The sequence below is a fragment of the Azospirillum fermentarium genome (assembly GCF_025961205.1).
Taxonomy (GTDB): domain Bacteria; phylum Pseudomonadota; class Alphaproteobacteria; order Azospirillales; family Azospirillaceae; genus Azospirillum; species Azospirillum fermentarium.
On the sequence record NZ_JAOQNH010000001.1, the window covers coordinates 2,916,982 to 2,935,364 of the forward strand.

Consider the following 18,383-nt stretch of genomic DNA (forward strand, 5'->3'; position numbering starts at 1 on the left):
GGACGCGCCCCGGATTGCGCCGGATTTTTCTTAGATGGCGCGAGTTTACCATCCGGTCAAGGTTTGCCGCAATCGGGCAAAAATTGCCGGGCCGCCGGGGTCTCGTGCTTCGGCGATGGCGGATCGGGGGCGGGTTTCCATGGCTTCGGCCGATGGCACGCCCCCTGCATGGCCGAACCCCGGACCGCCAGAACGGCGGCCGGACATCTTCCACCGAAAGATGACGCCATGCTGTCGAAAACGACCCGCCGCCCCTTCGCCTTCCGTTCCGGCATCCGCCGTGCGTGCGCGCTGGCCCTGGCCGCCCTGCTGCTGGTTCCCGCCACCCTGCCGGCGCCCGCCCTGGCCGCATCCGCCCGTATCAAGGACGTGGTGGAGGTGGAAGGGGTGCGGGCCAACATGCTGATCGGCTATGGGCTGGTGGTGGGTCTGAACGGCACGGGCGACAGCCTCAACAACTCCCCCTTCACCGAGCAGAGCCTGACCGGCATGCTGGAGCGGATGGGGGTGAACATCCGCGGCGCCAACCTGCGCACCAAGAACGTGGCGGCGGTGATGGTCACCGCCACCCTGCCCGCCTATGCCGCCCAGGGCACCCACATCGACGTGACCGTCGGCGCCATGGGCGACGCCAAGAGCCTGCTGGGCGGCACGCTGCTGGTGACCCCGCTGCTGGGCGCGGATGGGGAGGTCTATGCGGTGGCCCAGGGCCCCATCGCCGTGTCGGGCTTCGCCGCGTCGGGCCAGGGCGCCAGCGTCACCCGCGGCGTGCCCACCGCCGGGCGGATCGCGTCGGGTGCGGTGGTGGAACGGGAGATCCAGTTCTCCCTGGCCGAGCTGCCGGTGATCCGCCTGTCGCTCCGCAACCCCGACTTCACCACCGCCCAGCGGGTGGCGGCGGCCATCAACACCCAGCTTCGCGGGCAACTGGCCCAGGCCACCGACCCGTCGTCGGTGCTGCTGCGGGTGCCGGACGGGCGGCGGGGCGACGTGGTGCGGCTGATGACCGAGATCGAACAGCTTCGCATCACCCCCGACCAGATCGCCCGCGTGGTGGTGGACGAGAAATCCGGCGTGATCGTGATGGGCGAGAACGTGCGCATCAGCACCGTCGCCATCGCCCAGGGCAACCTGACCATCCGCATCACCGAAACCCCGCAGGTCAGCCAGCCCGGCCCGTTCAGCGACGGCCAGACCGCCGTGGTGCCGCGCACCGACATCCAGGTGGACGATCAGTCCAACAACCGGCTGGCCGTGATGCCGTCGGGCGTGACGCTCCAGGAGTTGGTACAAAGTTTGAATGCGCTGGGAGTAGGCCCGCGCGACATGATCGCCATTCTGCAATCGATCAAGGCCGCCGGGGCGCTGCAAGCGGATATCGAGGTGATCTGATGGATACGGCCCTCTCTTATACCAGCAGCCTTCCCGCACCCCGTCTTCCGGCGGATGTGGAGCGGTTGCGGGCGTCGTCCGGCGGCTCCTTCCGGGCGGGCCTGGCCGACAGCTTCGCCGCCGCGTCGGCCGGGGCCAAGGTCATCGCACCGCTGGACGAGAGCAAGATCGACCCGGCAAAACGTGCCCAGCTGCGCAAATCCGCCGAGGAGTTCGAGACCCAGTTCATCGGCCAGATGTTCTCCCCCATGTTCGACACCGTGGATGTGGACGAGACCTTCGGCGGCGGCCAGGGCGAAGAGATGTTCCGGTCGTTCCTGACCACCGAATACGCCAAACAAACCCAGAAGCGCGGCGGCTTCGGCCTTGCCGACAGCGTTTACCGCGAGTTGCTGCGCGCCCAGGAGGCCAGCCATGGACAAGGTTGATATCCGCTCCACCCCCGGCAAGCCCAAGGCCACCCCCGCGAACCTGCCCAAGAACGCCCAGGAACGGGCCGCCGCCCTGACCGGGCTGATGGACCGCCTGTCCGAGCACCTGGACACGGAAGCCGCCGCCGTCGTCGCCCGCCGCCCCGCCGCGGAACTGGCCGAGCTGGCCCGCTCCAAGCAGCCCATGATCCTGGTGTGCGAGGAGCTGTCGCGCATCCTGCGGGTGGACCGCGACGGCATGGCGGCCCTGCCTGCCGAGATCAAGGCCGGGCTGAGGGAAGCGACGCGCCGCCTGACCATCGCCACCGCCGAGAACGCCGCCACGCTTCAGCGCATGTCGGGGGCGCAGCAGGTTCTGGTCAACACGCTGGTGGACGCCACCAACCGCTACCGCCGCACCCAGCCCGGCGTCGCCTACCAGCAGGCGGTCCCCCGGCCCAACGGCCCCACCACCGTGTTCGCCACCCCCAAGCACGGCCCGGCCACGGCGGCGACCCTGAACACCCGGCTGTAAGCCGCCCCCTTGTCCATGCCGAAACGAAAAAGGCCGCGCCGGTGGGTGCGGCCTTTTTCGTCCCGGCAAGAACCGCCGCCACCCGGCCAAATTTGCCGCCGGACGGGGCACGGGCGGCGGCGCGTACGGAGTCGGCGGCGGAAATCCTGCACCGGAAACTGGCCCGGCTTTTGCTTTATTCTTTCCGTGCGGCCCCCGGCCGGCACGGCAGGCTGTTCTGAAGGGATGCGATCCATGGAAATCCAGTCCTCAACCCAGGGCTTTTCGTTCGACACCCTCGGGTCCGCCGGCGGCCAGTCGGGGACCAAGGACGACATGTTCGCCCAGATGATCGCGCGCATGATGGACACCTCCTCCGCCAAGCGGCAGGAGAACACCCAGCAGGCCGACAGCCGCCGCGCCGCCCGCTCCGCCAGCCAGGACGACCAGGACGCCCGCGCCGCCGACAGGAGCCGGGCCGCCAAGACCTCCGCGGAGAAGACCGCCGCCGACAAGGCGGAGGCCGGCAAGGCCAACGCGGAACGGGCCAGCGCCGAACGGGCCGCCGACAAGGCCGACGCCCGCACCCGCCTGACCGGGCGGTCCGACGCCATCCCGGCCCAGCCGGCGGACACCCCCGCCCCGGCCCCCCGCACCGCCGAGACCGAACGCCCGGTCCCGGCCCGCACCGATGCCGGAAAACCGGCCCCGGACAAACCCGCCGCCAAGCCGGCCACCAAGGCCGACAGCGGCAAGCCAGCCGACAAGCCCAGCGCCGGTGAGGATGCGGCAGCCCCCAAGGCCGCCGCCCCCACCGACGAGACGACCCCCGACGACACCGCCGCCGACCCGGCCCTGGATGGAGAGATCCTGACCGGCGCGGCGGCGGATGACGACGCATCCAAGACCGTGGTGATCGAGGCGCAGGTCACCATCGTCGAGACCACGGTGGAGGTGATCACCCCCACCCAGCACTTTGCCATGACCATGGCCCAGGGCACCGGCACGCTGTCGGTGTCCGCCGATGACGGCGGCCAGGCCACCGACGCCGACGCCATGACGGCCAAGGCCGCCGACCCGGCCGCCGCCCAGACGGCCGCCGCCGGCACCCTGCCCGCCGGTGCCCGGCCCATGGCCGCCCCCCTGGACGGCAAGGCCCCGCACCTGCCCGCCGATGCCAAACCCCAGGATGCCGCGGCCAAGACCGACGCCCCCTCCCCGGACACCCCCGGCCTGATTCCCGCCGACGCCCTGCCCACCGACGATTCGGTGGAACTGCCGGAAAGCATCGCCGGCCTGTTCCAGAACGCGGGCCAGGGCAGCGGCGCGGTGAAGGATGCGGCGGCCAAGGGCCAGGGCGGGGCCGGCGGCAACCCCCACGGCCAGCAGCCGCAGCAGCAGCCCTTCGCCGACCCCGCGGCGCTCAATCCGCAGGGCACCGCCACGGCCCAGGCCACGGCGTCCGCCACCAGGACGGCGTTCGAAGCGGTGGCCGCCACCGTGGGGGCCGACACCGCCCAGCCGCTGGCCGCCACCCGTGACGCCGCCGCCGCCGATCCGACGCAGGCGGTGATGGCCCCCATCGACGGCGTGAAGACCACCGCCGCCGCCGAGGGCATCCGCCCCGCCGCCGCCATGCACCCGTCGCGCGGCACCGCCGCCATGCCCCAGGGCGTGCCCGACCAGATCAGCGTGAACATCCAGAAGGCGGTGAAGGACGGAAAGGATCATTTCTCCATCCGCCTGAACCCCGAGGATCTGGGCCGCATCGACATCCGCCTGGAAATCGCCCAGGACGGCCGGCTGCAGGCCAACATCTCGGTGGAAAAGGCCCAGACCCTGGAACTGCTCCAGCGTGACCAGCGCAGCCTGGAAAGCGCGCTGAACGGCGCCGGGCTGAAGGCCGACAGCGACAGCCTGAACTTCAGCCTGCACAGCGACGGCAAGCCGTTCGCCGACGAAAACAACCCACAGGACGGCGGACGCCGGGGCCGCGGGCGCGGGAGCGCGGATCCCGACGAACAGGCCGAACAGGACGCCGCCATCATCCACACCCTGACCCTGGGGCCCGGCCGCTTCGACGTCCGCGTCTGACGCGCCGCCCCACCGCCCTGTAAAGCCCGAGGATCCCGGCCATGACCACCGTCAACACCAACAACTACGGCGCCTCGACGCCGACGACGACCAAGAACAACAGCAACAAGACGGACGATACCAAGACCACGGACAACAAAACCACGTCGGGCAAGGACACCTCCTCGGCACTGTCCAACCTCAGCCAGAACTACACCAGCTTCCTGAAGATGCTGACCACGCAGCTTCAGAACCAGGATCCCACCAAGCCGATGGATGCGAACGAGATGACCTCTCAGCTCGTTCAGTATTCGATGGTGGAACAGAGCATCTCGACCAACAGCAAGCTCGACAAGCTGCTGACCCTGCAGCAGCAGAGCACGGCGTCCACCAACCTCGCCTATCTGGGCCGCACGGTCATCTACAAGGGGGACGAGTTCAACTACAACCCCGAGGGCCAGATCCCCAGCCTGTCCTACAACCTGGAAACCTCGGCCAAGAGCGTCGAGGTGAAGATCATCGACTCCAACAACAAGACCGTCCGCACCCTGAAGGGTGAGACCACCGCCGGCGTGGACCATGTGGTGACCTGGGACGGCAAGGACGATTCCGGCAATCAGGTGTCCGCCGGCAACTACACCATCAACGTCGTTCCCACCGGCCAGACCACCGACGAGTACATCAAGCGCACCACCTACACCTACGGCACCGTGTCGGGCGTGCAGTACAACACCAACGGCGAGATGGAAGTGGTCGCCAACGGTCTCGCCATCCCGGTGTCGGAGCTGAAGTCGGTCCATTGAGGACAAGGCATCATTGATATCCGCCAAGATAGCCGAAGCCCTTTCCCGGCGGCCCCCTAGCCGTCCGGGGAAGGGCATACCCATTATTTTAGTGGTAAAATATTAACCCTATCGGTTAGGTATTTTTTAAACTGCTTGGCGTAATGTCCCATCCGCAATGTCTGGAACAGCAGTGGCGGATGGAGCGTCCCCGCATGTCATCTCGCGATTTTGACCACAGCGACGATGGCTCCGTTGGAGCATCGGGCATAGGACCGGGCGGCCGCCCCATGACGGAACTGGATCTGCCTCCCCCCGATACCAAACGGTGGGTGATGCGCAGAAAGGCCGAGGTGGTGGCCGGCGTCCGGTCCGGGCTGATCAGTCTGGAAGAGGCATGCCGCCGCTACACCCTGTCGGTCGAGGAATTCCTGTCGTGGCAGCGGCTGATCGACAGCCACGGCGTGCGGGGCCTGCGCGCCACCCGCCTGCAGGACTACCGCAACGACGCGGCCCCGGTGCGGGTGCGCGGCCCCGTGATGAGCGGCCCGGCGGAATAATCCCCCTTTACGGAGCGGGTGGCGCGGCGTGGAGCAGATAGGCCAGCGCCCCCACCGCCAGCCCCAGCATGATCACCAACCCATAGGTCAGCCACGGCAGCCGGACCCGCTCGCCCCCCCGGCGCCCGTGCGCGCCCGCCGGCCCGCCGCGGACGGTGCGTGACGCGTGCCCGGCGGCACCCTTTTCCGGCTGGGGGGATGGCGTCTTTCCCGCCCCCGCCACCCGCGGCGTATGCCCCGCCTGCCGCGGGTCGTGAAGCTGAAGGAGCTTCCAGTTGAATTCCGTGCCCGGCGCGTCGGAATCGGGATTGTAGTCGAGCTGTATCAGCCGGAAGAACGCCTTGGGGTTCACCGACACCATCAGCCGGAACCGGGCCTCGGCCTGGGGCAGCGCATCGCCGACCTCCAGCGTTGACCAGCCCTTGCCGCGCGCTTTCTGGATGGCGTAGCGGGGTTGCTGGGGGTGGCTGTCGGCGGGCATGGTCGGGATTCGGGGGGTGGGTTGCGGGCGGGCCGCACTCTATCATGGCGTCCCCCGCCGTCCATGCTATCGTGCGCGCCGCCCGCTTATCCTGGATAAGGACCACCGCCCGTGCGCGTTCAGGCTGTTTTCGCCCATCCCCGGCCCGACAGCTACGCCGCCGCGGTTCACCGGACCGCCGTGGCGGCCCTGCGCCGGGCCGGGCACGAAGTGCGGGAAACCGATCTCTACGCCGAAGACTTCGATCCCCGCATGACCGCGGCGGAGCACGCCACCTTCAAGGAGCCGGTCTACGACGGGTCGGCGGTGGCCGAGCTGACGGCGCGGCTGCAATGGTCCGAAGGGCTGGTGCTGACCTATCCCCACTGGTGGTTCAACATGCCGGCAGTGATGAAGGGATGGTTCGACCGGGTGTGGGCGCCGGGGGTGGCCTATCGCCACGACCCGGCGGGGGGCAGCATCCAGCCGCTGCTGACGGGCTTGCGCAAGGTCACGGTGCTGACCAGCTTCGGCGCGCCGTGGTGGGTGGTGGAACTGGCCATGCGCAACCCGGCCCGCCGGATCGTCCGGCTGGGGCTGGTGTGGGCCTGCGCGCCGCAGGCCCGTTTCGACTATCTGGCCCATTACGACATGGACCGTTCCACCCCCCGCAGCCGGGCGCGCCATCTGGAACGGGTGGACAAGCGGCTCGGCGGGTTCTGAGCCCCGCCGTCACACCGCGACCGCGTTGCGCCGCACGGTATCGGCGTACCAATAATAGCTGGCCTTGGGCCGGCGGGCCAAGGTTTCGCGGTCCACCGCCACCAGCCCGAAATGACGGGCGTAGCCCTCCGCCCATTCGAAATTGTCCAGCAGGGTCCAGGCGAAGAAGCCCTTGAGGTTGGCCCCCTGGGCGATGGCCTGATGGGCGGCGGCCAGATGGGCGCGCAGGAAGGCGATGCGCTCCCCGTCCTCCACCTTCCCTTCCGGTCCGACCCAATCGTAATAGTCGGCGCCGTTCTCGGTGACGTAGACCGGCGGGTTGCCGTAGCGGTCGCGCAGTTCCAGCAACTGTTCCAGCAGCCCGTCGGGTTCCACCGGCCATCCCATGCCGGTGCGCCTGGTTCCCTCCGGCGGGCCGTCGAAACCGGTGCCGAACAGGCCGTCGGTGGTCAGCCGCTGATAAAGCCGGCTGTAATAGTTGAGGCCGAGGAAATCCACCGGCTGGCGGATGGTTTCCATATCCCCCGCCTTGGTCAGGGGGGCGAAGTCCGCCTCCAGCGGTTCGGGGTAGCGGCCCAGGAACAGCGGGTCGGTGCAGGACCGGTTCCACACCGCATCCCACAGCACCGCCGCCGGGCGGTTGGCCTCCAGCCCGCCCGCGGCCTTGATCGGCTGCACGGTCAGCACGGTGCCGAGCGACCAGTCCGTGCGCCCCGTCTGGCGGAGCGCGGCCAGCGCCTGACCCTGGGCGCGGTTCTGGTTGTGGATGGCGGCGAAGTAATTGGCGGTGCCCCGAAGCCCCGGCGCATGGTCACCCGTGCCGTGGCCGAAGATGGCGACCACCGACGGCTCGTTCAGCATGGCCCAGCGCTTCACCCGGTCGCCCAGCCGCCCGGCCACGGCCAGGGCGTAATCGGTGAACCACCCGGCGCTGTCGCGGTTGGTCCAGCCGCCGCGGTCCTGCAGCGCCTGGGGCAGATCCCAGTGGTAGAGGCAGGCCCACGGCTCGATCCCCCGCGCCAGCAGCGCATCCGTCAGCCGGTCGTAGAAATCCAGCCCCTTCGCGTTCACGGCCCCTGTGCCCGTGGGCATCACCCGCGGCCACGCGATGGAAAAACGATAGGCGTTCAGTCCCATCCCCGCCATCAGGCCCACATCCTCCAGATAGCGGTGATAGTGGTCGCAGGCGACGTCGCCGTTCTCCCCCGTCACGATGCGGCCCGGCGTGTGGCTGAAGGTGTCCCAGACCGACGGCCCGCGCCCGTCCGCCGTCACCGCCCCTTCCACCTGATAGGCGGAGGTGGACACGCCCCAGACGAAGCCGGGGGGAAAGGCCAGGGCCTGTCCGCCCGCCTGCGCCAGGGCCGGGGCGGCGGTGCGGCCGCCGGCCAGCGGCCCCGCTCCCAGAGCAGCCCCGAGCGTGGCCAGGGAGGCTTTCAGCAACGAACGGCGGTGCATCATGCGATCCTTACCTCTGTGCGGCGCCACCGGCCCATGGGCTGGCCGGGGTGTCTTGCGGTGCCCGCTTATGTGGCACGCTTTGCCCGCCGGTAACAGGGGGTGGTTGACAGAAGCCCCGATATAGGATATTTATCCTATTTATCACGCCCCTTCCCATGCCCGCGTTTCCCGCCCGGAACGCGGGCTTTTCTTTTTGCGGAGCCAGCGCCCATGTCCACCCTGATGCCGCGGGACGACAACGACCACGCCATTCCCGCCCTGCGCCTGAAACCCGGCGGCGCCCACACGCTGCCCCTGGATGCCGCGCCGCAGACCGCGGCACTCGACGCGGCCACCCGCGTGATCGGCGTCTATGCCACCGCCCCCGCCCGCATCCGCACCGGCCCGGCGGGCACCACGGCGGCGGCCGGCGACCATTACCTGCCGGCGGGCGTCTATCTTTACCTGTCGCTGGGCGACGGACGGAAGGGGCGGCACACCCACCTGTCGGCCCTGTCCGCCGGCACGGACGCCGGCACCCTGCACCTGTCGGAGATGGAGTGACGGGGATGCTGCCGTCCCTGGGCCGCGGCCTGATGCCGGCGATGGCCGCCGGCCTGATGCTGCTGACGGGGGATGGGCTGCTGACCGAAAGCGGCCATCGGATCGTCACCCAAGCGAACGCCCCCCTGATCCCGGAAACCACCCCCGCCACGCCGGCGCCGGAGGCCGCGGATCTGGGCCTGCTGGCCGAAGACGGGCGGCTTCTGCTCACCGAACGCCCCGTGCCGGTCCTTCTGGCGGCGGAAGCCGGCCTGGACATGGCCTGCGAAGACCTCACCCTTTTGATTCTGGAGACAGCATGACCTCGGTAAAGATCAGCGAACTGCCCGCGGCGGCGGACCTGACCGGCGCGGAACTGGTGCCGGCGGTGCAGAGCGGCACCACGGTGCGCACCGCCGTATCCTCTCTCCGCGCCGGGCTGGCGGCGGCGGACCTGTCGAACGTGACCGCCGCCACCTTCGCCGCCCGCGCCCAGTCCGCCGGCATCACTCCGGTCCCCCCCACCCCGCTGTCCACCGCGCTGCCGGCGGCGCTGGGCACCGCGGCGGCGGGCACGGCGGCGGACGCGGCGCGCGGCGATCATGTGCACCCCCTGCCCACCCCGGCCACACTGGGGGCTGCGGCGGCAACCCACGCCCATGCGGTGACCGACACGGCCGGGCTGCAGGCGGCGCTGGACGCCAAGCTGGCGCAGGGCCGGCACACGCTGTGGCTGCCCGCCGCCGCCTTCCTGCCCCGCACCACCAGCGGGGCGGGCTGGGGTATGGCCGAGACATCCACCGCCCGCATCGTCCGCCGTACGCTGGATTTCGATCCCGCCACCCAGGAGCATGCCCAGACCACCGTCGCCATGCCCAAGAGCTGGGACCGCGGCACGGTTGCCTTTCAGGTTCTGTGGCTGGCCGCCGCCGGGTTGGGCGGGGTGGTCTGGGGAATGCAGGCGATGGCGGTGGGCGATGGCGATGCGCTGGACGCCGCGTTCGGCACCGCGGTCACCGTCACCGACGCCGTGAACGCCGCCAACGCCGTGAACGCCGCGGCGGAAAGCGGGGCGCTGACCGTGGCGGGGCCGCCGCTGGCGGGGGATCTGGTGGTGTTCCAGCTTTACCGCGCGGCATCCGACGCCGCCGACACGCTGGCAACCGACGCGCTGTTGCTGGGGGTGCGGCTGTTCATCACCCTGTCGGCCGCCACCGACGCATAAGGACTGCCTCCATGCTGATCCTGAACGCCCTGACCGGATTTGGTGCCACCGCCCCCACCGGCACCGATCCTTATTTCACCAGCACCGTCCTGCTGATCCAGCCGTCCGTCACCGACACGGTCATCGCCGACCTGTCGCCGGCCCGCCGCACGGTCACGGTGAACGGCGCTCCCAGCCTGTCATCCTCGGCGCCGTGGAGCGGCGGACGCTCCATCGCGTTCGACGGAAATAACTGGCTGTCCTGTGCAGATTCCGACGATTTTCACATGCCGGGTGATTATGTGATCGAGTCGGTCTTTCTGCCCAGTTCCCTGCCCAGCTACCTGCCGATCGTGACCCAGGATGCCGCCGGTTCCGATCTGGGGTTCAGCATCTATACCTACCCCGAAGACGGGCATCGGCTCTATTACACGCAATATCATTCCTCCGGCTTCAACCGGGTGACCACCACGACGCCGGCGGCGGTCGGCACATGGATGCACCTGACCATCGTCAAAAGCGGTTCGCTGCTCAGCATCTACTGCAACGGTACCAGGGAAGCCGAAATCACCACTGCCAGCGCCATGAGAAACGGGGCCGGCGTGGTGCTGATTGGCGCCTCCACCTCCGGCGGAACCTATCGGTTCTACGGGGCCATCGCCGGCATCCGCATCACCAAGGGCACCAGCCGCGGTCTGAGCGGGGCCACCATTCCGGTGCCGGCCGCCCCCTGGCCCACCACGGCATGACGGAAGTGCCGAAGCTCCCCTGCCCGCGTGGCATCCGGGGCAATCCCCTGTCCCCGTCACCGCTGGCGCGCTATATTCCCCTCGATGAATGGAATTCTCCTCGTTCTTCTGGGGGTGGCGCTGCTGGCGGTGCTGGGCTCCCTTCTGGCCGGCGTGTTCGTCATGGCCCGCGGCGGGGAGACGGACCGGCACTGGTCAAACCGGCTGATGCGCCTGCGCGTGGGTTTGCAGGGGCTGGCGCTGGTGCTCTTTCTTCTGGCTTTGATGACGCAGGCATGACGGAATGGTGACTCTCACCCGCATCTACACCCGCGGCGGCGACCGGGGTGAAACCTCGTTGGGCAACGGTGCACGGGTGCCCAAGCACCATCTGCGGGTCGAAGCCTACGGCACGGTGGACGAGGCCAACGCCGCCGTCGGGCTGGCCCGCCTGCACACGTCCGGCGACCCCGAGTCGGACGCCATGCTCGCGCGCATCCAGAACGACCTGTTCGATCTGGGCGCCGATCTGTGCACGCCGGAGCAGGCGGACCCGCCCTACCCCCCCCTGCGCATCACCGACGGGCAGGTGGACCGGCTGGAAGCGGAAATCGACGCCATGAACGCCGGGCTTTCGCCGCTGAAATCCTTCATCCTGCCCGGCGGCACCCCGGCGGCGGCGCATCTTCACATGGCGCGCACCGTGGTCCGGCGGGCCGAGCGGCTGATGACCCATCTGGCGGAGCACGAGGCGGTCACCCCCGCCGCCATCCGCTACGCCAACCGCCTGTCCGACCATCTGTTCGTGCTGGGGCGGCGGCTGAACGGCAACGGGGCCGGCGATGTCCTGTGGGTTCCCGGCGGAACGCGCCGATGAAAACCGATCGGGAAATGATTTTTTTATACGGAACCGTATGGAATCGGCTTGGGCGGCGTTGACACGTACCGCACGGCAACCTATCGTCCCCTCGCTGCAAAGCCACCGTTTTTGCGCCCCATAAGGGGCCGCTGGACGCCACTGCAAGAGACGGATGATGAAGATCCTCGTTCCCGTGAAGCGCGTGGTCGATTACAACGTCAAGGTCCGCGTGAAGGCGGACGGGTCGGGCGTTGAAACGGCCAACGTGAAGATGTCGATGAACCCCTTCGACGAAATCGCCGTCGAAGAGGCGGTTCGCCTGAAGGAAGCCGGCACGGCCACCGAGGTGATCGCGGTGTCGGTCGGCCCGGCCCAGGCCCAGGAAACGCTGCGCACGGCGCTGGCCATGGGTGCGGACCGCGCGGTTCTGGTGCAGACCGATGCGGAGACCCAGCCGCTGGCCGTGGCGAAGGTGCTGAAGGCGCTGGTGGACCGGGAAGGTCCGGCGCTGGTGGTTTTGGGCAAGCAGGCGATCGACGACGATTGCAACCAGACGGGCCAGATGCTGGCCGCGCTGCTGGGCTGGCCGCAGGGGACGTTCGCGTCGAAGGTGACGGTGGCGGACGGTGCGGTCACCGTGGTCCGGGAGATCGACGGCGGTCTGGAGACGGTGAACCTGACGCTGCCGGCGGTGGTGACCGCCGACCTGCGCCTGAACGAGCCGCGCTACGCCAGCCTTCCCAACATCATGAAGGCGAAGAAGAAGCCGCTGGAAACCGTCACGCCCGACGCGCTCGGCGTCGATGTGGCGCCGCGGCTGACGACGCTGAAGGTGGCCGAGCCGCCCAAGCGCAAGGCCGGGGTGAAGGTGGCCGACGTGGCCGCCCTGGTGGACAAGCTGAAGAACGACGCCCGCGTTCTGTGATTTGAGGTGATCGGACCATGACCATTCTCGTTGTTGCGGAACACGACGGCGCCTCGCTGAAGCCGGCGACGCTGAACGCGGTGTCCGCCGCCGCCAAGATCGGTGGCGACATCCATGTGCTGGTGGCCGGCCAGGGCGTCGGCCCGGCGGCGGCCGCCGCCGCCACGGTGGCCGGCGTCGCCAAGGTGCTGAAGGCGGACTCCGCCGACCTCGCCCACCAGCTCCCCGAAGCGGTGGCCCCGCTGGTGGTGGCTCTGGCCTCCGGCTATGGCCACATCCTGGCCCCGGCGACCTCGGCGGGCAAGAACCTGCTCCCCCGCGTGGCGGCCCTGCTGGACGTGGCGGCGGTGTCGGACATCACCGCGGTGGTGTCGGACGATACCTTCGAGCGCCCGGTCTACGCCGGCAACGCCATTGCCACCGTGCGCTCGGCGGACGCGGTGAAGGTGATCACCGTGCGCACCACCGCCTTCGACCCCGTGGCCGCCGAGGGCGGTTCGGCGGCGGTCGAGGACGTGGCCTCGCCCGGGGCCGCGGCCACCGCCCGCTTCGTCGGCCAGGAACTCACCAAGTCCGAACGCCCCGAACTGACCCAGGCCCGCATCGTCGTGTCCGGCGGGCGCGGCATGCAGTCGGGCGACAATTTCAAGCTCCTCGAAGCCCTGGCCGACAAGCTCGGCGCCGCCGTCGGCGCCTCCCGCGCCGCGGTGGACGCCGGCTTCGTGCCCAACGATTACCAGGTCGGACAAACCGGCAAGATCGTGGCGCCCGAGCTGTACATCGCCGTCGGCATCTCCGGTGCCATCCAGCACCTCGCCGGCATGAAGGACAGCAAGGTCATCGTCGCGATCAACAAGGACGAGGAAGCGCCCATCTTCCAGGTGGCCGATTACGGTCTCGTCGCCGACCTCTTCAAGGCGGTGCCGGAGCTGACGGAAGCCCTTGGCTGAAGTGCGAGAGTAACGCCCCCTTAAACTTTCCGATCCACGGGGAAGCTCCATGCCGACGATCAAGAAGATTGGTGTGATTGGTGCGGGCCAGATGGGCAGCGGTATCGCCCATGTCTGTGCCCTGTCCGGCTATGACGTCATCATTTCGGACATCAAGGAAGACGTTCTTCAAAAAGCCCTGGCGGGCATCGCCCGCAACATGGATCGCCAGATCCAGAAAGGGAAATTGAGCGAAGACGCCAAGCAGGCCGCCCTGGCCCGCATTTCCACCGGGACCGATCTCTCCGTCTTCGCCGATGCCGATCTGGTCATCGAAGCCGCGACCGAGAACGAAGCGCTCAAACGCGACATTCTCAAGAAGCTGGTTCCGAACCTGAAGGCGGATGCCCTGATCGCGACCAACACGTCGTCGATCTCCATCACCCGCCTGGCCGCCAGCACCGACCGCCCGTCCAAGTTCCTGGGCATGCACTTCATGAATCCGGTGCCGGTCATGCAGTTGGTCGAACTCATCCGCGGCATCGCCACGGACGAGGAAACCTTCAGCACCATCAAGGAGCTGACGGCGGCCATCGGCAAGACCGCGGCGGTGTCGGAAGACTTCCCCGCCTTCATCGTCAACCGCATCCTGCTGCCGATGATCAACGAGGCCGTCTATACCCTGTACGAGGGCGTGGGCGGGGTCGAGGCCATCGACACGGCGCTCAAGCTGGGTGCCAACCACCCGATGGGGCCGCTGGAGCTGGCCGACTTCATCGGGCTGGACACCTGTCTGGCCGTGATGCAGGTGCTGTACGAGGGTCTGGCCGATTCCAAGTACCGCCCCTGCCCGCTGCTGGTGAAGTACGTCGAGGCCGGCTGGATCGGCCGCAAGGTGGGCCGGGGCTTCTACGACTATTCCAAGAACCCGCCGGTCCCGACCCGCTGACCGGCGCCTGTTTCGTCCCTGCGAGATACCCCCACCGGTTTCAACACGGGTGGGGGTATTTTGTTGTCTCAGAACGCCCAGCACGGGATCTTCCGATGCCTTGGATCGTCGCTTTTGTTTTCGGCGTCTTTCTGGTTTCGACCTATATCCAACAGCAGAATGCGGGCAAGACGCTTGAGGACACAGCCTATTGCCGGATGACGGCATCCGAAATCGCCAACCCGGCCGAGAAAGCCATGGCCATGGCCGATTGCCAGAAGGCTCTCGGCGCCAAGCGGCAGCAGGTCAAAAGCCACCCCTGAGCGCCCGTCCTTATGGTCACCCGCCCGTCCTGACCAGCCCTGCCGGGGGCTGAGGGGCCGCCCCGTCCGCCGCCCCGGCCATCGTGCGCAGGAAGGCCGTCATTTCCGGCGAGTCCCACTCCACCCCGCCTTCCAGCCGCGCCGCCTCCCGCCCCTCGGGGTCGATCAGCAGAGTGGTGGGCAGGCCGCGGGGGCCGAGCGCGGTCATGCTCTCCCCCTTGGGGTCGAGATAGACGCCGAGTTTTGCGATTCCCAGCTTGGCATAGAACGGCACCACCGCCGCCCCGCCGCCGCGGTCGGTGGACAGGGCCACCACCTGGAACCGGTCGCCGCCCAACGCGCCCTGCAGCCGGTCCAGCGACGGCATTTCCTTCACGCACGGGCCGCACCACGTGGCCCACAGGTTCAGCAGAACCACCTTCCCCTTGAACTCCGCCATGGTGCGGGGGCGCCCCTCGCCGTCGGTGAAGGTGAAGGCGGGCAAGGGTTTGGGCGGCACCGTGGGGCGGAAACGGTCCACGCCCGCCCCTTGCGCCGCGGCGGCCTGATGGCCCGTGGGGGCGCCGGTCCCGTCCAGCCATGCGCCGGCCCACACCCAGACGGCAGCCACGGCGCTCACACAAAAGATTGCAGCCACGACCAATCTGCGGATACTCATTTGACCTCGCCTTTCCCGTGCCACAAAAGCCGTGACCGTCGTTCCATGAGCGCCGACCAGACCCCGACGACCCAGCCCGCCAGCAGCCAGATGTGGGGGGGCCGCTTCGCCCGCGGCCCTGCCGCCATCATGGAGAAGATCAACGTCTCCATCGGCTTTGACAAGCGCCTTGCCGATCAGGACATCGCCGGATCGAAGGCCCACGCCGCCATGCTGGCCGCCCAGGGCATCATCACCGCCGACGACGCTCTGGCCATCCGCGATGGCCTGGACCGCGTGAAGCAGGAGATCGACGCCGGCACCTTCCAGTTCAAGACCGAGCTGGAGGACATCCACATGAACGTGGAGGCCCGCCTGACCGAGCTGGTGGGCGATCCCGCCAAGCGGCTGCACACCGCCCGCTCGCGCAACGATCAGGTGGCCACCGATTTCCGCCTGTGGGTGCGCGACGCCGCCGACCGCATGGACGCCGGGCTGACGGCGCTGCAGGCAGCCCTGATCACCCTGGCCGAAGCCCACACCGACACCGTGATGCCGGGCTTCACCCACCTTCAGGCGGCCCAGCCGGTGACCTTCGGCCACCACCTGCTGGCCTATGTGGAGATGTTCGGGCGCGACCGCGGGCGGTTCCGCGATGCCCGCGCCCGGATGAACGAATGCCCGCTGGGGTCCGCCGCCCTGGCCGGCACGCCGTTCCCCATCGACCGCCACGCCACGGCGGCGGCCCTGGGCTTCGACCGCCCGACGGCCAATTCGCTGGACGCGGTGTCCGACCGCGACTTCGCGCTGGAATATCTGGCCGCGGCGGCGATCTGCGCCACCCACCTGTCGCGCTTCGCCGAAGAGATCGTGCTGTGGTGTTCGGACCAGTTCCGCTTCATCCGGCTGTCGGATGCCTTCACCACCGGCAGCTCGATCATGCCGCAGAAGAAGAACCCCGACGCCGCCGAGCTGGTGCGCGCCAAGTCGGGCCGCGTCATCGGCGCGCTGTCCGGTCTTCTGGTGGTGATGAAGGGTCTGCCGCTGGCCTATTCCAAGGACATGCAGGAAGACAAGGAGCCGGTGTTCGAAACCGACGACACCCTGGCCCTGTGCGTGGCGGCCATGGAGGGCATGGTGCGCGACATGACGCCGAACCCGGCGTCCATGCGCGCGGCGGCGGAGCGCGGGTTCCTGACCGCCACCGATCTGGCCGACTGGCTGGTGCGGGTGCTGAAGATGCCGTTCCGCGATGCGCACCACGTGACGGGCCGGGCGGTGAAGGCGGCGGAGGAGCGCGGCACCGGCCTGTCGGACCTGCCGCTCGACGTGCTCCAGGCCATCGAGCCGCGCATCACCGCCGACATCTTCGGCGTGCTGACCGTGGAATCGTCGGTGGCCAGCCGGCTGAGCTTCGGCGGCACGGCACCGGAGCGGGTGCGCGGCGCGGTCCAGGCAGCGAAGGAACGGTTCCTGTGACGATCATCTCCCACCTGACCCACCGCCGCACCATCAGTCTGGCCACGGGCGTTCTTCTGATCGCCTTCGTGCTGGCGCTGGGCGGCTGCGGGAAGAAGCCGCGGACGGTGGACCCGCCCCAGGGCAGCGAGGCCGACCGCTTCCCCCAGACCTACCCCAACCCGGCCACCGACCCCGCGCCGGGGAAGACCGGATCAGGACTGTCGTTCCCATGACCGTGTTCGCATACCGCAACGGCATCCTCCACGCCGAGGATGCCGCCCTGACCGCCATCGCCGACGCGGTGGGCACGCCGTTCTACTGCTACTCCACCGCAGCGCTGCGGGCCAACTGGGCCGCCTTCGCCGGGGCCTTCGCCGGCCAGGACGTGGGCGTGTGCTACGCGGTCAAGGCCAACTCCAACCTGGCCGTCATCCGCACCTTCGCCGAGCAGGGGGCCGGTGCCGACGTGGTGTCGGAGGGGGAAATGCGCCGGGCGCTGGCCGCCGGCGTGCCGCCCGAACGCATCGTGTTCTCCGGTGTGGGCAAGACCCGGGACGAGATGCGCGCGGCGCTCAGCGCCGGCATCTTCCAGTTGAACGTGGAATCCATCCCCGAACTGGAAGCGCTGAGCGAGGTCGCGTCGGGCATGGGGGTGACCGCGGACATCGCGTTCCGCGTCAACCCCGACGTGGACGCCAAGACCCACGCCAAGATCGCCACCGGCAAGAAAGAGAACAAGTTCGGCATCGACTATGACCACGCCCGCGATGTCTACGCGCGGGCGGCGGCGCTGCCGGGTGTGCGCCCGGTGGCGATCGCGGTCCACATCGGGTCGCAGCTGACCGATCTGGCGCCGTTCCGCGCCGCGTTCCTGCGGGTGGCCGACCTGCTGCACGTTCTGCGCACCGACGGGCACGACATCCGCCGGCTGGACCTGGGCGGGGGTCTCGGCATCCGCTACAAGGACGAGGCGCTGCCGTCGCCCGCCGACTATGCCGCCATGGTCACGTCCATCACCGGCAACCTGGGCTGCCATGTGACGCTGGAGCCGGGGCGCACGCTGGTGGGCAATGCCGGGGTGCTGGTGGCCCGCACCATCTATGTGAAGCAGGGGCTGCACCGCCAGTTCCTGATCGTCGATGCGGCGATGAACGACCTGATCCGCCCGGCGCTCTATGATTCCTACCACGGCATCCGCCCGGTGGTGGAGGCGGCATCCGACGCCACCACCGTGCCCATGGACGTGGTGGGGCCGGTGTGCGAAAGCGGCGACACCTTTGCCCTTCAGCGCCCGCTGCCGCCCATGGCGGCGGGGGATCTGGTGGCGTTCGATTCCGCCGGGGCCTATGGCGCCGTCATGTCGTCCGGCTACAACACCCGCCCCCTGATCCCGGAGGTGATGGTCAACGGCGCCGATTTCGCCGTCATCCGCCCCCGCCCGCGGATCGAGGACATCCTGGCCGCCGAACGGATGCCCGGCTGGCTGTGACAC

The 18,383-nt window shown here is 69.0% G+C and carries 23 protein-coding genes; 20 read left to right on the plus strand and 3 right to left on the minus strand.

The genetic code is table 11. From position 1 onward, the window contains the following. Positions 1-228 precede the first annotated feature (228 nt). The 6 genes from M2352_RS13640 (at position 229) to sciP (ending at position 5,731) form a co-directional block, all read left to right on the plus strand. Positions 229-1,392, plus strand: a complete 1,164-nt coding sequence (locus M2352_RS13640) for a flagellar basal body P-ring protein FlgI (protein ID WP_264665021.1) — start codon at positions 229-231, stop codon at positions 1,390-1,392. Beyond that, positions 1,392-1,820: a rod-binding protein gene (locus M2352_RS13645; RefSeq protein ID WP_264665022.1), complete on the plus strand. Its 429-nt coding sequence runs from the start codon at positions 1,392-1,394 to the stop codon at positions 1,818-1,820. The genes M2352_RS13640 and M2352_RS13645 overlap by 1 nt, the downstream gene beginning before the upstream one ends. Continuing rightward, a complete protein-coding gene (locus M2352_RS13650; RefSeq protein WP_264665023.1) occupies positions 1,807-2,337 on the plus strand; it encodes a flagellar basal-body protein in 531 nt (176 codons plus the stop codon). Before M2352_RS13645 ends, M2352_RS13650 begins: the two co-directional genes overlap by 14 nt. Positions 2,338-2,571: 234 nt before the next feature. Then, positions 2,572-4,410, plus strand: a complete 1,839-nt coding sequence (locus tag M2352_RS13655) for a flagellar hook-length control protein FliK (protein WP_264665024.1) — start codon at positions 2,572-2,574, stop codon at positions 4,408-4,410. Between the two features lie 41 nt (positions 4,411-4,451). Beyond that, on the plus strand, positions 4,452-5,192 hold the full coding sequence (locus M2352_RS13660; protein WP_264665025.1) for a flagellar hook assembly protein FlgD: 741 nt from the start codon (positions 4,452-4,454) through the stop codon (positions 5,190-5,192). Positions 5,193-5,386: 194 nt separating this feature from the next. Then, the gene (gene sciP, locus M2352_RS13665) at positions 5,387-5,731 is read left to right on the plus strand and encodes a CtrA inhibitor SciP (RefSeq protein WP_264665026.1); all 345 of its coding nucleotides are present in this window, start codon (positions 5,387-5,389) and stop codon (positions 5,729-5,731) included. A gap of 7 nt (positions 5,732-5,738) precedes the next feature. Here sciP and M2352_RS13670 read toward each other — a convergent pair whose 3' ends face one another. Beyond that, positions 5,739-6,212: a hypothetical protein gene (locus M2352_RS13670; RefSeq protein WP_264665027.1), complete on the minus strand. Its 474-nt coding sequence runs from the start codon at positions 6,210-6,212 to the stop codon at positions 5,739-5,741. A gap of 111 nt (positions 6,213-6,323) precedes the next feature. On the opposite strand from M2352_RS13670, the gene M2352_RS13675 reads away from it, so the two are divergent. After that, positions 6,324-6,914 (plus strand): NAD(P)H-dependent oxidoreductase, encoded by a 591-nt coding sequence (locus tag M2352_RS13675; protein ID WP_264665028.1) that lies wholly within the window; start codon positions 6,324-6,326, stop codon positions 6,912-6,914. A gap of 9 nt (positions 6,915-6,923) precedes the next feature. Here the strand turns inward: M2352_RS13675 and M2352_RS13680 are convergent, their stop codons facing one another. After that, positions 6,924-8,375, minus strand: coding sequence for a GH1 family beta-glucosidase (locus tag M2352_RS13680; protein WP_319802038.1), 1,452 nt, complete (start codon positions 8,373-8,375; stop codon positions 6,924-6,926). Positions 8,376-8,585: 210 nt separating this feature from the next. On the opposite strand from M2352_RS13680, the gene M2352_RS13685 reads away from it, so the two are divergent. From M2352_RS13685 to M2352_RS13730, 10 genes are all read left to right on the plus strand, one after another. Beyond that, positions 8,586-8,918 (plus strand): hypothetical protein, encoded by a 333-nt coding sequence (locus tag M2352_RS13685; RefSeq protein WP_264665029.1) that lies wholly within the window; start codon positions 8,586-8,588, stop codon positions 8,916-8,918. A 5-nt stretch (positions 8,919-8,923) separates the two neighbouring features. Beyond that, positions 8,924-9,220: a hypothetical protein gene (locus M2352_RS13690; protein WP_264665030.1), complete on the plus strand. Its 297-nt coding sequence runs from the start codon at positions 8,924-8,926 to the stop codon at positions 9,218-9,220. Then, the gene (locus M2352_RS13695; protein WP_264665031.1) at positions 9,217-10,122 is read left to right on the plus strand and encodes a hypothetical protein; all 906 of its coding nucleotides are present in this window, start codon (positions 9,217-9,219) and stop codon (positions 10,120-10,122) included. Before M2352_RS13690 ends, M2352_RS13695 begins: the two co-directional genes overlap by 4 nt. Positions 10,123-10,133: 11 nt before the next feature. Further along, positions 10,134-10,850 carry a LamG domain-containing protein gene (locus M2352_RS13700; RefSeq protein WP_264665032.1) on the plus strand — a complete coding sequence of 239 codons (717 nt, stop codon included), beginning with the start codon at positions 10,134-10,136 and terminating at the stop codon, positions 10,848-10,850. 84 nt (positions 10,851-10,934) lie between these two features. After that, entirely contained in the window at positions 10,935-11,129 is a 195-nt protein-coding gene (locus tag M2352_RS13705; protein ID WP_264665033.1) for a twin transmembrane helix small protein, read from the plus strand. Between the two features lie 4 nt (positions 11,130-11,133). Further along, a complete protein-coding gene (locus tag M2352_RS13710) occupies positions 11,134-11,706 on the plus strand; it encodes a cob(I)yrinic acid a,c-diamide adenosyltransferase (protein ID WP_264665034.1) in 573 nt (190 codons plus the stop codon). Positions 11,707-11,863: 157 nt separating this feature from the next. Then, the gene (locus M2352_RS13715) at positions 11,864-12,613 is read left to right on the plus strand and encodes an electron transfer flavoprotein subunit beta/FixA family protein (protein WP_264664111.1); all 750 of its coding nucleotides are present in this window, start codon (positions 11,864-11,866) and stop codon (positions 12,611-12,613) included. A 17-nt stretch (positions 12,614-12,630) separates the two neighbouring features. After that, on the plus strand, positions 12,631-13,563 hold the full coding sequence (locus tag M2352_RS13720; protein WP_264665035.1) for an electron transfer flavoprotein subunit alpha/FixB family protein: 933 nt from the start codon (positions 12,631-12,633) through the stop codon (positions 13,561-13,563). Between the two features lie 49 nt (positions 13,564-13,612). Then, positions 13,613-14,491 carry a 3-hydroxybutyryl-CoA dehydrogenase gene (locus M2352_RS13725; protein ID WP_264665036.1) on the plus strand — a complete coding sequence of 293 codons (879 nt, stop codon included), beginning with the start codon at positions 13,613-13,615 and terminating at the stop codon, positions 14,489-14,491. A gap of 95 nt (positions 14,492-14,586) precedes the next feature. After that, a complete protein-coding gene (locus M2352_RS13730) occupies positions 14,587-14,793 on the plus strand; it encodes a hypothetical protein (RefSeq protein WP_264665037.1) in 207 nt (68 codons plus the stop codon). Between the two features lie 16 nt (positions 14,794-14,809). Here M2352_RS13730 and M2352_RS13735 read toward each other — a convergent pair whose 3' ends face one another. Then, on the minus strand, positions 14,810-15,412 hold the full coding sequence (locus M2352_RS13735) for a TlpA family protein disulfide reductase (RefSeq protein WP_264665038.1): 603 nt from the start codon (positions 15,410-15,412) through the stop codon (positions 14,810-14,812). 84 nt (positions 15,413-15,496) lie between these two features. Here M2352_RS13735 and argH point away from each other — a divergent pair, with 84 nt between their 5' ends. From argH to lysA, 3 genes are read left to right on the plus strand one after another with little or no spacing between them, the layout of a single operon-like run. Continuing rightward, positions 15,497-16,909, plus strand: coding sequence for an argininosuccinate lyase (gene argH, locus M2352_RS13740; protein ID WP_264665039.1), 1,413 nt, complete (start codon positions 15,497-15,499; stop codon positions 16,907-16,909). Continuing rightward, positions 16,906-17,124: a hypothetical protein gene (locus M2352_RS13745; protein ID WP_264665040.1), complete on the plus strand. Its 219-nt coding sequence runs from the start codon at positions 16,906-16,908 to the stop codon at positions 17,122-17,124. The genes argH and M2352_RS13745 overlap by 4 nt, the downstream gene beginning before the upstream one ends. After that, positions 17,121-18,380 carry a diaminopimelate decarboxylase gene (gene lysA / locus M2352_RS13750; protein ID WP_264665041.1) on the plus strand — a complete coding sequence of 420 codons (1,260 nt, stop codon included), beginning with the start codon at positions 17,121-17,123 and terminating at the stop codon, positions 18,378-18,380. The genes M2352_RS13745 and lysA overlap by 4 nt, the downstream gene beginning before the upstream one ends. Positions 18,381-18,383: the final 3 nt, after the last annotated feature.

Bases quoted from the DNA above. Each gene is read 5' to 3' on its own strand.
- M2352_RS13640 (WP_264665021.1), top strand. From the start codon at position 229: ATGCTGTCGAAAACGACCCGCCGCCCCTTCGCCTTCCGTTCCGGCATC.
- M2352_RS13645 (WP_264665022.1), top strand. From the start codon at position 1,392: ATGGATACGGCCCTCTCTTATACCAGCAGCCTTCCCGCACCCCGTCTT.
- M2352_RS13650 (WP_264665023.1), top strand. From the start codon at position 1,807: ATGGACAAGGTTGATATCCGCTCCACCCCCGGCAAGCCCAAGGCCACC.
- M2352_RS13655 (WP_264665024.1), top strand. From the start codon at position 2,572: ATGGAAATCCAGTCCTCAACCCAGGGCTTTTCGTTCGACACCCTCGGG.
- M2352_RS13660 (WP_264665025.1), top strand. From the start codon at position 4,452: ATGACCACCGTCAACACCAACAACTACGGCGCCTCGACGCCGACGACG.
- sciP (WP_264665026.1), top strand. From the start codon at position 5,387: ATGTCATCTCGCGATTTTGACCACAGCGACGATGGCTCCGTTGGAGCA.
- M2352_RS13670 (WP_264665027.1), bottom strand. From the start codon at position 6,212: ATGCCCGCCGACAGCCACCCCCAGCAACCCCGCTACGCCATCCAGAAA.
- M2352_RS13680 (WP_319802038.1), bottom strand. From the start codon at position 8,375: ATGATGCACCGCCGTTCGTTGCTGAAAGCCTCCCTGGCCACGCTCGGG.
- M2352_RS13685 (WP_264665029.1), top strand. From the start codon at position 8,586: ATGTCCACCCTGATGCCGCGGGACGACAACGACCACGCCATTCCCGCC.
- M2352_RS13690 (WP_264665030.1), top strand. From the start codon at position 8,924: ATGCTGCCGTCCCTGGGCCGCGGCCTGATGCCGGCGATGGCCGCCGGC.
- M2352_RS13695 (WP_264665031.1), top strand. From the start codon at position 9,217: ATGACCTCGGTAAAGATCAGCGAACTGCCCGCGGCGGCGGACCTGACC.
- M2352_RS13700 (WP_264665032.1), top strand. From the start codon at position 10,134: ATGCTGATCCTGAACGCCCTGACCGGATTTGGTGCCACCGCCCCCACC.
- M2352_RS13705 (WP_264665033.1), top strand. From the start codon at position 10,935: ATGAATGGAATTCTCCTCGTTCTTCTGGGGGTGGCGCTGCTGGCGGTG.
- M2352_RS13710 (WP_264665034.1), top strand. From the start codon at position 11,134: ATGGTGACTCTCACCCGCATCTACACCCGCGGCGGCGACCGGGGTGAA.
- M2352_RS13715 (WP_264664111.1), top strand. From the start codon at position 11,864: ATGAAGATCCTCGTTCCCGTGAAGCGCGTGGTCGATTACAACGTCAAG.
- M2352_RS13720 (WP_264665035.1), top strand. From the start codon at position 12,631: ATGACCATTCTCGTTGTTGCGGAACACGACGGCGCCTCGCTGAAGCCG.
- M2352_RS13725 (WP_264665036.1), top strand. From the start codon at position 13,613: ATGCCGACGATCAAGAAGATTGGTGTGATTGGTGCGGGCCAGATGGGC.
- M2352_RS13730 (WP_264665037.1), top strand. From the start codon at position 14,587: ATGCCTTGGATCGTCGCTTTTGTTTTCGGCGTCTTTCTGGTTTCGACC.
- argH (WP_264665039.1), top strand. From the start codon at position 15,497: ATGAGCGCCGACCAGACCCCGACGACCCAGCCCGCCAGCAGCCAGATG.
- lysA (WP_264665041.1), top strand. From the start codon at position 17,121: ATGACCGTGTTCGCATACCGCAACGGCATCCTCCACGCCGAGGATGCC.